Origin of the sequence: Pseudomonas nitroreducens TX1 (genome assembly GCF_000313755.1) — a bacterium.
Taxonomy (GTDB): Bacteria; Pseudomonadota; Gammaproteobacteria; order Pseudomonadales; family Pseudomonadaceae; genus Pseudomonas; species Pseudomonas nitroreducens_A.
On the sequence record NZ_AMZB01000111.1, the window covers coordinates 48,914 to 62,814 of the forward strand.

Annotated in this window: 12 protein-coding genes; 2 read left to right on the forward strand and 10 right to left on the reverse strand. The window is 63.4% G+C overall.

Features of this window, described 5'->3' with window-relative positions; all coding sequences use genetic code 11:
- Positions 1-93: 93 nt before the first annotated feature.
- Positions 94-717 (reverse strand): 23S rRNA (uridine(2552)-2'-O)-methyltransferase RlmE, encoded by a 624-nt coding sequence (gene rlmE, locus C167_RS0114265; protein WP_017518950.1) that lies wholly within the window; start codon positions 715-717, stop codon positions 94-96.
- Positions 718-796: 79 nt separating this feature from the next.
- On the opposite strand from rlmE, the gene C167_RS0114270 reads away from it, so the two are divergent.
- Positions 797-1,111: a YhbY family RNA-binding protein gene (locus tag C167_RS0114270; protein WP_026079045.1), complete on the forward strand. Its 315-nt coding sequence runs from the start codon at positions 797-799 to the stop codon at positions 1,109-1,111.
- 42 nt (positions 1,112-1,153) lie between these two features.
- Here the strand turns inward: C167_RS0114270 and C167_RS0114275 are convergent, their stop codons facing one another.
- The 9 genes from C167_RS0114275 to grpE form a co-directional block, all read right to left on the reverse strand.
- Entirely contained in the window at positions 1,154-1,558 is a 405-nt protein-coding gene (locus C167_RS0114275; protein WP_026079046.1) for a hypothetical protein, read from the reverse strand.
- A 10-nt stretch (positions 1,559-1,568) separates the two neighbouring features.
- A complete protein-coding gene (gene greA / locus C167_RS0114280) occupies positions 1,569-2,045 on the reverse strand; it encodes a transcription elongation factor GreA (protein ID WP_017518953.1) in 477 nt (158 codons plus the stop codon).
- The gene (gene carB, locus C167_RS0114285) at positions 2,042-5,263 is read right to left on the reverse strand and encodes a carbamoyl-phosphate synthase large subunit (protein WP_017518954.1); all 3,222 of its coding nucleotides are present in this window, start codon (positions 5,261-5,263) and stop codon (positions 2,042-2,044) included. Before carB ends, greA begins: the two co-directional genes overlap by 4 nt.
- 19 nt (positions 5,264-5,282) lie before the next feature.
- Positions 5,283-5,936: a leucine efflux protein LeuE gene (gene leuE, locus C167_RS0114290; RefSeq protein WP_026079047.1), complete on the reverse strand. Its 654-nt coding sequence runs from the start codon at positions 5,934-5,936 to the stop codon at positions 5,283-5,285.
- A 44-nt stretch (positions 5,937-5,980) separates the two neighbouring features.
- Positions 5,981-7,117 carry a glutamine-hydrolyzing carbamoyl-phosphate synthase small subunit gene (carA, locus tag C167_RS0114295; protein ID WP_017518956.1) on the reverse strand — a complete coding sequence of 379 codons (1,137 nt, stop codon included), beginning with the start codon at positions 7,115-7,117 and terminating at the stop codon, positions 5,981-5,983.
- A gap of 187 nt (positions 7,118-7,304) precedes the next feature.
- A complete protein-coding gene (gene dapB, locus C167_RS0114300) occupies positions 7,305-8,111 on the reverse strand; it encodes a 4-hydroxy-tetrahydrodipicolinate reductase (protein ID WP_026079048.1) in 807 nt (268 codons plus the stop codon).
- Between the two features lie 58 nt (positions 8,112-8,169).
- Entirely contained in the window at positions 8,170-9,303 is a 1,134-nt protein-coding gene (gene dnaJ, locus C167_RS0114305; RefSeq protein WP_017518958.1) for a molecular chaperone DnaJ, read from the reverse strand.
- A gap of 123 nt (positions 9,304-9,426) precedes the next feature.
- A complete protein-coding gene (dnaK, locus tag C167_RS0114310) occupies positions 9,427-11,343 on the reverse strand; it encodes a molecular chaperone DnaK (RefSeq protein ID WP_017518959.1) in 1,917 nt (638 codons plus the stop codon).
- Between the two features lie 90 nt (positions 11,344-11,433).
- On the reverse strand, positions 11,434-11,997 hold the full coding sequence (gene grpE / locus C167_RS0114315; protein WP_017518960.1) for a nucleotide exchange factor GrpE: 564 nt from the start codon (positions 11,995-11,997) through the stop codon (positions 11,434-11,436).
- A gap of 199 nt (positions 11,998-12,196) precedes the next feature.
- Here grpE and recN point away from each other — a divergent pair, with 199 nt between their 5' ends.
- Positions 12,197-13,873, forward strand: a complete 1,677-nt coding sequence (gene recN, locus C167_RS0114320; RefSeq protein WP_017518961.1) for a DNA repair protein RecN — start codon at positions 12,197-12,199, stop codon at positions 13,871-13,873.
- Positions 13,874-13,901 lie beyond the last annotated feature (28 nt).

The window sequence follows — 13,901 nt, forward strand, 5'->3', positions numbered from 1 at the left end:
GACGCCGTCTGTAACCCTTTATGAACCCCGGCTTTCACCGGTACAAGCAAAACCTGCAAGGCATAGACCGGAGGCCGGCCCAATCATTCCAGTCTAGGCGCCGCGAAAGCCCCGTGCGAGCAGATACTGCTCACGCGAACGATCGCGAGACGACAGCGGTTTGCGCATCTGTACCTTCTCGAAATTCTCGCGAACCTGCTTGTGGTAAGCGTCGAACCCCTCACCCTGGAAAATCTTGATCAGGAAATCGCCGCCCGGACGCAGCACACGGGTGCACAGGTCCAGGGCAAGCTCACAGAGGAACATGGCACGCGGCATGTCCACGGCGGGCAGTCCACTCATATTGGGGGCCATATCCGAAATCACAAGGTCTACCGGATTTTCTCCGATAGCCTGGAGCAACTGGGCGAAGACCTCGTCCTCGGTGAAGTCACCCTGAATGAAGGTGACGTCCGGGATGCTGTCCATCGGCAGGATGTCCGAAGCGATCAGGGTGCCCTTGTCGCCAATCACCCGGCTGGTGACCTGCGACCAGCCGCCTGGCGCTGCGCCGAGGTCGACCACGGTCATGCCGGGGCGCAGGATGCGATCCTTCTCCTGGATCTCCAGCAGTTTGTAGCTGGCGCGCGAGCGATAGCCGTCGCGCTGTGCCATCTTCACGTAAGGATCGTCGAAATGTTCTTTCAGCCAGCGATGGCTAGTCTTGGAACGGGCCACGTATTACCTCGTCTGAGCGGCATCCCGGTATAACCGAAACTCGGGTAGAATATCCGCCTTTTTTCCCAGGGGTCAGATTATGGCGCTCTCTCAGGAGCAGAAAAAGCAGTTCAAATCTATCGGGCATCACCTGAAACCCGTATTGACCGTTGCTGAAAATGGTCTTTCGGAAGGTGTAATGGCCGAGCTTGAGCGTGCGCTCAACGATCATGAACTGATCAAGGTGCAGTTCCGCATCACCGAACGCGATGATCGTCGTGCGCTGATCGACGAACTTTGCCAGACGGGCAGCTGCGAACTGGTTCAGTCCATCGGCAAGATGGCACTGATCTATCGCCGCAATCCCAAGCCGAACAAGAGCTTGTCGAACATCAGCCGCTTCAGCGGACTCTGACAGTCAAGACCGGCAACGCGGAGCCAGCAAGGCTCCGCCGCGTCAGTTTCGCTCGCCCCGCCCGGGCGCCGGTTGCAGCACCAGCAGCAGACCGCACAGCGCCACCACCAGATAATTGAACAGCAGCCAGCGCTGAGCGTCCGGCGCTACCTGGCGCACCAGGAAATAAGCCGCCACCATCACCAATACGGTCAACAGCAACTGCCCCCGCGATTCACGGATGAAGGCAGCGCTCCCGCGCGCCAGCCAGAGCACCAGAGCCTGCAGTACGACGCAGAAGCCGGCAAACCCCAGCAACAGGGGTTTCAACGCGTCAGCGACTGACTCCACCAACAAAGGCGCCAGGCCGATCTTGTCCAACGCCGGCAATACCACGAACTGAAGCAGCCAGAGGCCGCCGACCCAGAATGTCTGGGCCAGCAGCCAACTGATGGTGCCTGCGTTCAGGGAGGGTCGATCAGGCGTGGCGGACTTCAACGATCTCGTACTCGACGTCGCCACCCGGCGTTTTCACCAGGACGGCGTCGCCCTCGGTCTTGCCGATCAGCGCACGGGCGATCGGCGAGTTGACCGAGATCTTGCTGTTCTTGATGTCTGCCTCGTCGTCGCCGACGATCTGGTAGGTCACCGTCTCGTCGGTCTCCACGTTTGCGATATCGACGGTGGTACCGAAGATCACCTTGCCGCTGTGCGGAATGGTGGTCACGTCGATGATCTGCGCGTTGGACAGCTTGGCTTCGATGTCGCGGATGCGAGCCTCGGACATGCCCTGCTGCTCACGGGCTGCGTGGTACTCGGCGTTTTCCTTCAGGTCGCCCAACTCACGCGCTTCGGCGATGGCCTGGGTGATCTGCGGACGCAGAACGGTCTTCAGGTATTTCAGCTCTTCTTCCAGGGCGCGAGCGCCCTGGACGGTCATTGGAAATTTGCTCATGCGTTGATTCCTGCATGGAGATCCTGCAGACGGCGAACGGTCTTCTCGGGACCGAACTTGAGCGCCTCACAGATCGCTTGCCCCGCCGCAATGGTGGTGGTGCAGTAGATCTTGTGCTGCAGGGCGTTACGACGGATGGAGTACGAGTCAGCGATGGACTGGCGGCCTTCGGTGGTGTTGATGATCAGGGTGACTTCGTCATTCTTGATCATGTCGACCACATGAGGACGGCCCTCGGTCACCTTGTTCACGCGACGCACCGGCAGACCGGCGGCCTCGATCACCTTGGCGGTGCCGGCAGTGGCAACCACCTCGAAGCCCAGCGCGACCAGATCGCGAGCGACCTGAACGGCTTGCGGCTTGTCGTCCTCGCGGACGCTGATGAAGGCGCAACCGGCGTTCGGCAGGATTTCGCTGGCACCCAGCTGGGCTTTTGCGAAGGCCTCACCGAAGCTGTCGCCGACACCCATCACCTCGCCAGTGGATTTCATCTCCGGGCCGAGGATCGGGTCGACGCCCGGGAACTTGGCGAACGGGAACACCGCTTCCTTGACGCTATAGTACGGCGGGATCACCTCCTGGGTGAAGCCGACTTCGGCCAGGGACTTGCCAGCCATGACGCGGGCCGCCACTTTCGCCAGGGATTCGCCGATGCACTTGGAGACGAACGGCACGGTACGGGACGCGCGCGGGTTCACCTCGATCACGTAGATATCTTCGCCCTGCACGGCCATCTGCACGTTCATCAGACCGACTACGCCGAGCTCCAGGGCCATTTTCTTGACCTGCTCGCGGATCTCGTTCTGGATGTGCTCGGGCAGCGAGTACGGCGGCAGCGAGCAGGCGGAGTCACCGGAGTGCACGCCGGCCTGTTCGATGTGCTGCATGATCGCGCCGATCACCACGGTCTCGCCGTCGCACACCGCATCGATGTCCACTTCGATGGCGCAGTTCAGGAAGCGGTCCAGCAGCACCGGGCTGTCGTTGGAAACCTTCACGGCTTCGCGCATGTAGCGCTTGAGCTCTTCTTCCTGGTAGACGATTTCCATCGCACGGCCGCCCAATACGTAGGACGGGCGCACCACCATCGGGTAGCCGATGTTCTTCGACAGCTCCAGGGCCTGGTCTTCGCTGCGCGCGGTGGCGTTAGCCGGCTGGCGCAGGTTCAGGCGCTGGACCATCTGCTGGAAGCGCTCGCGGTCTTCGGCGCGGTCGATGGCGTCCGGGCTGGTGCCGATGATCGGTACGCCGGCCTCTTCCAGGGCGCGGCAGAGTTTCAGCGGGGTCTGGCCGCCGTACTGCACGATGACGCCCTTGGGCTGCTCGACGCGGACGATTTCCAGCACGTCTTCCAGCGTTACCGGCTCGAAGTACAGGCGGTCGGAAGTGTCGTAGTCGGTGGAGACGGTCTCCGGGTTGCAGTTGACCATGATGGTCTCGTAACCGTCCTCACGCATCGCCAGCGCGGCGTGTACGCAGCAGTAGTCGAACTCGATGCCCTGGCCGATACGGTTCGGACCGCCGCCCAGGATCATGATCTTGTCGCGAGTCGACGGATTGGCTTCGCACTCTTCCTCGTAGGTCGAGTACATGTAGGCGGTGTCGGTGGCGAATTCGGCGGCGCAGGTGTCCACGCGCTTGTACACCGGCAGCACCTTGAGCTTCTGGCGATGGCTGCGCAGGTTCTTCTCGGTCACGCCGAGCAGCTTGGCCAGGCGGGCGTCGGAGAAGCCCTTGCGCTTGAGCTTGTACATCAGGTCGCGGTCGATGGCGGACAGACCCAGGGTCTTCACGCGCTCTTCGTCCTTGACCAGGTCTTCGATCTGCACCAGGAACCACTCGTCGATGCGGGTCAGGTCGAAGACTTCGGCGATGCTCTTGCCGGCACGGAAGGCATCGGCGACGTACCAGATGCGGTCGGCATTGGGCACGGTCAGTTCGCGCTTGAGGATGCTCTCGGCTTCCGGATCGTTCAGGTCCAGCTTCGGATCGAAACCGGTGGCGCCGACTTCCAGGCCGCGCAGGGCTTTCTGCACGGACTCCTGGAAGGTGCGACCGATGGCCATGACTTCACCCACGGATTTCATCTGGGTGGTCAGGCGGGCGTCGGCTTTCGGGAATTTCTCGAAGGCGAAACGCGGGATCTTGGTGACGACGTAGTCGATCGCCGGCTCGAAGGACGCCGGGGTGCGGCCGCCGGTGATGTCGTTCTGCAGCTCGTCGAGGGTGTAGCCGACGGCCAGCTTGGCGGCGATCTTGGCGATCGGGAAGCCGGTGGCCTTGGAAGCCAGCGCCGAGGAACGCGATACGCGCGGGTTCATCTCGATCACGACCATGCGGCCGGTGTTCGGGCAGATGCCGAACTGCACGTTGGAACCGCCGGTTTCCACGCCGATTTCACGCAGCACCGCCAGCGAGGCGTTGCGCATGATCTGGTATTCCTTGTCGGTGAGGGTCTGCGCCGGCGCCACGGTGATGGAGTCACCGGTGTGCACGCCCATCGGGTCGAAGTTCTCGATGGCGCAGACGATGATGCAGTTGTCCTTCTTGTCGCGGACAACCTCCATCTCGTATTCCTTCCAGCCGATCAGCGATTCGTCGATCAGCAGCTCGTTGGTCGGCGACAGGTCAAGGCCACGGGCGCAGATTTCCTCGAATTCTTCGCGGTTGTAGGCGATGCCGCCACCGGTGCCGCCCATGGTGAAGGACGGACGGATGATGCAGGGGAAACCGACCTTCTCCAGCACGCCGTAGGCTTCTTCCATGCTGTGGGCGATGCCCGAGCGCGGGCAGGCCAGGCCGATGTCGCGCATGGCCTTGTCGAAGCGAGAGCGGTCTTCGGCCTTGTCGATGGTGTCAGCGTTGGCGCCGATCATTTCCACGCCGAACTGCTCGAGCACGCCGTGGCGCTCCAGATCCAGGGCGCAGTTCAGAGCGGTCTGGCCGCCCATGGTCGGCAGCAGCGCGTCAGGGCGCTCCTTCTCGATGATCTTGGCGACGGTCTGCCACTTGATCGGCTCGATGTAGGTGGCGTCGGCCATGGCCGGGTCGGTCATGATGGTGGCCGGGTTGGAGTTCACCAGGATGACACGGAAGCCTTCTTCCTTCAGGGCCTTGCAGGCCTGTGCGCCGGAGTAGTCGAACTCGCAGGCCTGGCCGATGACGATCGGGCCGGCGCCGAGGATCAGGATGCTCTTGATGTCTGTACGCTTGGGCATGGGACTCTCGTTGCAATATTCAGGAAAGGGTTGCGCTGGCCAGCTTCACGCCAAAGCCGACGAACAGGGCGCCGACGCCACTCGAGGCGCCGGCAGCCAACCGTTGCCGCCGACGGAACCAGGCCGCCAGACGCACACCGGAGAAAATCAGGAAACTCAGGTACAGGGCGCTGATGATCTCGAGGATCGTGCCCAGCACCAGGAACGACAGGCCGGGGTAGGCGTAACCCGGGTCGACGAACTGGATGAAAAAGGAAATGAAGAAGAGGATCGCCTTGGGGTTGGACAGGCTCAGCAGCAGCGCCTTGCGGAACGGCTGGTTGACGTCCACTTCCTTGGCCGGCGCGGCGGCCGCTTCCAGCGGGTGGCGCAGCTTCTGCCAGCCACCGCGGAGCATGCCGATACCCAGATAGAACAGGTACGCGGCGCCGACGTACTTCAGGCCCAGGAACAGCATCGGCTCGGCCTTGAGGACCGAGGCGATACCCAGCGCCGAGAGGAACATCAGGATCGCATCGCCGAGGAACACCGCGCTCGCCGCCCGGTAGCCCGAGGCCACGCCGCGCTGGGCGGCGGTGGCGAGGACGAACAGCGAGTTCGGCCCCGGCAGCAGGACGATGAACAACGTACCCAGGACGTAGGTCCAGAGGTCGGTGATTCCCAGGGTCGGCATCATCTTCTTCTACCTCTTCCGTCTCGTTCGGACAAAAGCCGGACTCAGCGGCGCTCGGCCATCGCCGCGATGAAGCGGTCGAACAGCGGGGCCACGTCGTGCGGACCAGGGCTGGCTTCCGGGTGACCCTGGAAGCTGAAAGCCACCTTGTCGGTGCGCTCGATACCCTGCAGCGTGCCGTCGAACAGCGACTTGTGGGTCGCGCGCAGGTTGGCCGGCATGCTCGCCTCGTCCACGGCGAAACCGTGGTTCTGGCTGGTGATCATCACCACGCCCGAATCCAGGTCCTGCACCGGGTGGTTGGCACCGTGGTGGCCGTGGCCCATTTTCAGGGTCTTGGCGCCGGAAGCCAGGGCCAGCAGTTGGTGGCCCAGGCAGATGCCGAAGATCGGCGTCTCGGTGTCGAGGAACTCGCGGATGGCCTGGATGGCGTAGTCACACGGCTCGGGGTCACCAGGACCGTTGGAGAGGAAGATGCCGTCCGGATTCAGGGCCAGCACTTCGCTGGCCGGGGTCTGTGCCGGCACGACGGTCAGGCGGCAGCCGCGGGCGACCAGCATGCGTAGGATGTTCAGCTTCACGCCGAAGTCGTAGGCGACCACGTGGTACGGCAGGTCGGCGGCGGCGATTTCCGGGTGGCTGTCGGTTTCCAGGTTCCACACGCTGGAGCGCCATTCGTAGCGTTCGGTGGAGGAAACGACTTTCGCCAGGTCCATGCCTTTCAGGCCCGGGAAGCCACGCGCCAGTTCGAGGGCTTTTTCCTCGGTGGCGTCGGGGCCTGCCAGGATGCAGCCGTTCTGCGAGCCCTTCTCGCGCAGGATGCGGGTCAGGCGCCGGGTATCGATGCCGGCGATGGCAACGGTGCCGTTGGCTTTCAGGTAGTCCGGCAGGGACTGCTTGTCGCGCCAGCTGCTGGACAGCAGCGGCAGGTCACGAATGATCAGGCCGGCAGCCCAGACCTTGTTCGACTCGGCGTCCTCCGGCGTGGTGCCGGTGTTGCCGATGTGCGGGTAGGTCAGGGTAACGATCTGTTGGGCGTAGGAAGGATCGGTGAGGATTTCCTGGTAGCCGGTCATGGCGGTGTTGAACACCACCTCTCCGACGGTCTGGCCGTCGGCGCCGATGGCTTCACCGCGAAAAACGCTGCCGTCGGCAAGTGCAAGTATGGCTGGCTTAGTCAAGAAGACCTCCCGTAGTTCAAGCCTGGCTGGGCGTGCGCAGATTGTAAAAAAGCGGGATGACATCAGAAGAAGTCATCCCGCTTTTTATGTGATCATGCTGCGCTACTTTTAGTGGACACACTAAAGCTGTAGTTTACAGAAATGCGACATCATGGTCCACCTTTTGCACGACGTACGGCCATGCCGCTCAGCGAAGGCCCAGAACGTCCTGCATGTCGTACAGGCCATTGGCCTGCCCTTCCAGCCATTGCGCGGCACGCACGGCGCCCCGAGCGAAGGTCATGCGGCTCGAGGCCTTGTGAGTGATCTCCACGCGCTCGCCATCGGCAGCGAACAGCACGGTGTGATCGCCCACCACGTCGCCTGCACGCACGGTAGCAAAGCCGATAGTCTCGCGCGGACGAGCTCCGGTCTGGCCTTCACGACCGTACACGGCCACTTTTTCCAGATCACGCCCCAGCGCATTGGCGACCACTTCGCCCATGCGCAGCGCGGTGCCGGACGGCGCGTCGACCTTGTGGCGATGGTGCGCCTCGAGGATCTCGATATCCACGTCGTCACCCAGCACACGGGCGGCGGTGTCGAGCAGCTTCAGGCAGAGGTTTACGCCGACGCTGTAGTTCGCCGCGAAGACGATCGGGATGTCCTTCGCCGCCTCATTCAGCAACTCCTTCTCCGCCGCGGAGAAACCGGTGGTGCCGATAACCATGGCCTTGCCGGCCTTGCGGCAGACTTCCAGGTTCTTCAGGGTCACGGTCGGGTGGGTGAAGTCGATCAGCACGTCGAACTCGTCGACCACCCTGGACAGGTCCCCCGACAGCGGCACGCCGATACGCCCCAGGCCCGCCAACTCGCCGGCATCGGCACCCACCAGGGTGCTGTCCGGACGGTCCACCGCCGCGGTCAGGCCGGCGCTGCCATTGGTCTGCTGGACCGCCTCGATCAGGGTCTTGCCCATGCGCCCGGCGGCGCCCATTACGGCTATACGTCGCATATCAAACAGCTCCAAAGCTAAAAAAGCCCCGGGCGATTCGCACCGCCGGGGCCTTGCATCATAGATCGTCGAAGAAGCGCTTCATGCCTTCGAACCAGCCGCTGGCTTTTGGCGAGTGAGAAGAGTTGCCCTGCAGGGTGTTGCGGAACTCCTCGAGCAGCTCGCGCTGACGCTTGTCCAGGTTGACCGGAGTCTCGACGACTACGCGGCACATCAGGTCGCCGGCACCGCCACCGCGCACCGGGGCAACACCCTTGCCGCGCAGGCGGAACAGCTTGCCGGTCTGGGTGCCCTCGGGGATCTTCAGCTTCACCCGCCCATCCAGGGTCGGCACTTCCAGCTCGCCACCCAGGGCGGCGTCGGCGAAGCTGATCGGCACTTCGCAGTACAGGTGCTTGCCGTCGCGCTGGAAGATGTCGTGCTCGCGCACATTCACCACCACGTACAGGTCGCCCGCCGGGCCGCCATGGGCACCGGCTTCGCCTTCGCCGGTCAGGCGGATGCGGTCACCGGTATCGACACCGGCCGGCACCTTCACCGACAGGGTCTTGTGCTCCTCCACACGCCCCTGGCCGTGGCAGGAGCCACAGGGGTCGGTGATCATCTTGCCACTGCCATGGCAACGCGGGCAGGTCTGCTGCACCGAAAAGAAGCCCTGCTGCATGCGAACCTGGCCGATACCACCGCAGGTGGTACAGGTGACCGGCGTGGTGCCGGGCTTGGCGCCGCTGCCGCTGCAGGTCTTGCAGCCGACCAGGGTCGGAACGCGGATGGTCACGGTAGTGCCGCGCACCGCATCTTCCAGGTCTAGGTCAAGGGTGTAGCGCAGATCGGCGCCACGCGCCGGGCCGCCACGGGAACCGCCACGGCCGCCACCGCCGCCACCGAAGAAGTCGCTGAAGACATCACCGAAGATGTCCGAGAAGCTCGCGCCACCGAAGCCCGCACCGCCGCCACCCATCTGCGGGTCGACGCCGGCATGGCCGTACTGGTCGTAGGCCGCACGCTTGCTGGCGTCGGACAGGACCTCATACGCCTCGTTGGCCTCCTTGAATTTGTCCTCGGCCTCCTTGTCGCCGGGATTGCGGTCCGGGTGGAACTTCATGGCAAGCCGGCGATAGGCCTTCTTCAGGTCCGCCTCGCTGGCGCCACGCTCGACACCCAGTACCTCGTAAAAATCACGTTTGGCCATAAATTCTTCGCACCTTAAAAACCTCTCCCCCAGACACGCCAACGCGGGAGCAAGCCCCCGCGTGACGTTTCATGCGCACCGACACGCTGGTCGGTGCGCCGGAGCGGAAAGCAAGCACGCGGCTTACTTGTTCTCCTTGACCTCTTCGAACTCGGCGTCGACGACATCGTCGCCAGCCTTGTCGTCAGCGGCCTCGCCCTGCGCGGCGGCACCCGGCTGCGGCTGTTCGGCGTACATCTTCTGCGCCAGCGGGGTGGACGCCTGGGACAGCGCATTCATCTTCGCTTCGATCTCGGCCTTGTCGTCGCCCTTCACGGCAACTTCCAGCTCGCCGAGCGCTTTCTCAATGGCGGCTTTCTCCTCGGCAGTGGCCTTGTCGCCAGCCTCGGTGACCATCTTGCGAGTCGCGTGGACCAGCGCGTCACCCTGGTTGCGGGCAGCGGCCAGTTCCTCGAACTTGCGGTCTTCCTCGGCATTCGCCTCGGCGTCGCGGACCATCTGCTGGATCTCGTCCTCGGACAGACCCGAAGAGGCCTTGATCACGATGGACTGCTGCTTGCCAGTGGCCTTGTCTTTCGCGCCGACGTGCAGGATGCCGTTGGCGTCGATGTCGAAGGTCACTTCGATCTGCGGCACACCGCGCGGAGCCGGCGGGATGTCGGCCAGGTCGAACTTGCCCAGCGACTTGTTCTGCGCGGCCTGCTTGCGCTCGCCCTGCAGCACGTGAATGGTCACGGCGCCCTGGTTGTCATCGGCGGTGGAGAACACCTGCGACTTCTTGGTCGGGATGGTGGTGTTCTTGTCGATCAGCGCGGTCATCACGCCACCGAGGGTTTCGATACCCAGGGTCAGCGGGGTGACGTCGAGCAGCAGCACGTCCTTCACGTCGCCGGCCAGAACGGCGCCCTGGATGGCAGCACCCATGGCAACGGCTTCGTCCGGGTTGACGTCCTTGCGCGCTTCCTTGCCGAAGAACTCGGCGACGGTCTTCTGCACCAGCGGCATGCGGGTCTGGCCGCCGACCAGGATCACTTCGTCGATCTTCGAGACGTCGAGGCCTGCGTCCTTCAGTGCAACGCGGCACGGCTCGATGGTGCGGCTGACCAGGTCTTCCACCAGGGATTCCAGCTTGGCGCGGGATACCTTCACGTTCAGGTGTTTCGGGCCCGAGGCGTCAGCGGTGACGTACGGCAGGTTGACGTCGGTCTGCTGGGTCGAGGACAGCTCGATCTTGGCTTTCTCGGCAGCTTCCTTCAGGCGCTGCATGGCCAGCGGGTCGCCCTTGAGGTCCATGCCGGACTCTTTCTTGAACTCTTCGACGAGGTAGTCGATCAAGCGCAGGTCGAAGTCTTCACCACCCAGGAAGGTGTCACCGTTGGTGGCCAGTACTTCGAACTGGTGCTCGCCATCGACTTCGGCGATCTCGATCACCGAAACGTCGAAGGTACCGCCGCCCAGGTCATAGACGATGATGGTGTGGTCGCCCTTGGCCTTGTCCAGACCGTAGGCCAGCGCCGCCGCGGTCGGTTCGTTGATGATGCGCTTGACGTCCAGACCGGCGATACGGCCGGCATCCTTGGTGGCCTGACGCTGGCTGTCGTTGAAGTAGGCCGGAACGGTGATGACCGCTTCGGTGACCGGCTCGCCCAGGTAGTCCTCGGCGGTCTTCTTCATCTTCTTCAGGACTTCGGCGGAGACCTGCGGCGGGGCCATCTTCTGCCCCTTGGCCTCGACCCAGGCGTCGCCGTTGTCAGCCTTGACGATGGCGTACGGCACCATCTTGATGTCTTTCTGTACGACGTCTTCTTCGAAGCGACGACCGATCAGGCGCTTCACCGCGTACAGGGTGTTCTTCGGGTTGGTCACGGCCTGGCGCTTGGCCGGCTGGCCAACCAGGATTTCGCCGTCGTTGGCGTAGCCGATGATCGACGGGGTGGTACGAGCGCCTTCGGCGTTCTCGATGACCTTGACGTTACCGTTCTCCAGGATGGACACACAGGAGTTGGTGGTCCCCAGGTCGATACCAATGATTTTGCCCATAGTTCACTCTCCAGAAATTAGATTCCGCGCTGACCCTGTTGCGGGTCTTTGGCTCGGTTGATTACCCAGATGGGGACCGGGTGGTGGATTTCAAGCCTTCTCGTCGATCGAAGGCGGAGTTTGTTCCGGCGCCTTGCTGACCACGACCATGGCCGGGCGCAGCAGGCGACCGTTGAGCAGGTAGCCCTTCTGGAACACCTTGACCACGCTGCCCGGCTCGAGACGAATGCTCTCTTCCATGGCCATGGCCTGGTGGTGTTCGGGGTTGAACGGCTCGCCGTGCGGATCGACCGGCTCGAGGCTGTAGCGCTTGAGGGTGTCGTGGAACATCTTCAGCGTCAGCTCGATGCCTTCGCGCATCGGCTTGATCGCTTCGTCTTCCGGGTTCGACATCTCCAGCGCGCGTTCGAGGGTATCGACGATCGGCAGCAGGTCGCCGGCGAACTTCTCCAGGGCAAACTTGTGCGCCTTCTCCACGTCCTGCTCGGCACGACGGCGGACGTTCTGCAGCTCGGCAACGGCGCGCAGGCTCTGGTCCTTCGCCGCGGCAACCTGTTCTTCCAACTCCAGCACGCGGGCGTTCAGATCCCCGGCAGCGCCGGTGTCCGGCTGCTCGTTGAACTGGGAATCCTGAGTCTGTTGTTCGTCAGACATGCCACTCTCCTAAAAAGAAAATAAGCCTTTGAAAACAAGGCGAACCCAATGGTCCGCGGCTCTGCCGTGTATATGGGGCGGCTTTTTTTGACTTCAAGGGCCGAGACTGCAAGTACACCACTCACCGCCGACGAAGGAGAATTGCCAGCGGCAAAAAATACTGTATAAATAACCAGACCTATCTACGGAGCCGCCGTCCATGCTGGTTCATTTGTCTGTGCACAACTACGCCATCGTCGAGCACCTCGATCTCGAGCTCGCCGCCGGCATGACCGTGATCACCGGCGAAACGGGTGCCGGCAAGTCGATCATGCTCGATGCCCTCGGCCTCGCCCTGGGCGACCGTGCCGACAGCGGCGTGGTGCGTCCCGGCTCGGACAAGGCCGACATTCTCGCCAGCTTCGATGTCAGCGCGATTGCCGAAGCTCGCGACTGGCTCGCCGAGCGCGACCTGGAACAGGACGGTCCGTGCATCCTGCGCCGGGTGATCACCGCTGAAGGTCGCTCCCGCGCCTACATCAACGGCACACCCTGCCCGCTGGGCGACCTCAAGCACCTGGGCGAGCTGCTGATCGATATCCACAGTCAGCACGAACACCAGTCGCTGCTCAAGGCCGACACCCACCGCCGCCTGCTCGATGAATACGCCGGCAGTCAGGACCTCGCGCGCCAGGTGCATCTCGCCGCGCAGCGCTGGAAGCAGACCCGCCAGGAACTGGACCGCCTGTCGCGCAATGGCGACGAACAGCGCGCCCGCCACCAGCTGCTCAGCTACCAATTGGAGGAGCTGGAAAATCTCGGCCAGGGTGACAACGAACTGGAGACGCTGGAAGCCGAACACAAGACCCTGAGCAATGCAGGAAGCCTGATCGCGGCTTGCCGTCAGGTCGTCGAGCTATGCAGCGAAAACGATGCCGGCAACGTGCTCTCTGCGCTGACCTCCAGCCTTAATCGCCTCACGGCCTTCCAGAGCCAGCCGGCCGCATTGGGCGAAGCGGTGAATCTGCTCTCCAGTGCGCAGATCCAGGTGGAGGAAGCCATCGGCGAGCTGAACCGCTTCGTCGACCACTTCGATGCCGACCCCATGCGCCTGCAACAATTGGAAGAGCGCCTGGACGCCATCTACAGCCTCGCGCGCAAGCACCGTGTACAGCCCCACGAACTGCAGGACCTGCAGCAGCGCCTGCTGGACGAACTGGAGGCGCTGAACGCCGACGACGAAGCCGTGGAGCGCCTGGGCGACGAACTGGCCGCCTACGCCCGCCACTATCAGGAGAAGGCCGACGAGCTCAGCCGCATCCGCCAGGAAGCCGCGCCCAAGCTGGCCAAGGCCGTTGAAGTGGAAATGCAGCGCCTGGGCATGCCCGGCGGGCGCTTCGCCATCGAATTACGCCAGAGCAGCTCGGACGAGCCGCAGGTCAGCGGCTTGGAACAACTGGAGTTCCTGGTCAGCGCCAACCCCGGCCAACCGATGAAGGGCCTGGCCAAGGTCGCCTCGGGCGGCGAATTGTCACGTATCAGCTTGGCGATCCAGGTGATCACCGCGCAGACCTCGCGCATTCCCACCCTGGTCTTCGACGAGGTGGACGTCGGTATCGGCGGCCCCACCGCCGAAGTGGTCGGCCAGTTGCTGCGTCGCCTGGGCGATCGTGGCCAGGTGTTGACCGTCACCCACCTGCCGCAGGTCGCCGCCCAGGGGCATCAGCACCTGTTCGTGCACAAGGACCGCGACACCAGCGAGACCCGCACCGCCGTGGCCAACCTGAAGAAAGCCGAGCGTATCGAGGAAATCGCCCGCATGCTCGGTGGCGTCGACCTGACCAAGGAATCCCTGGCCCACGCCCGCAAGATGGTCGATTCCGCCGTCCAGAGCTGAGGCACGAACCAGTAGGAGCGAGCTTGCT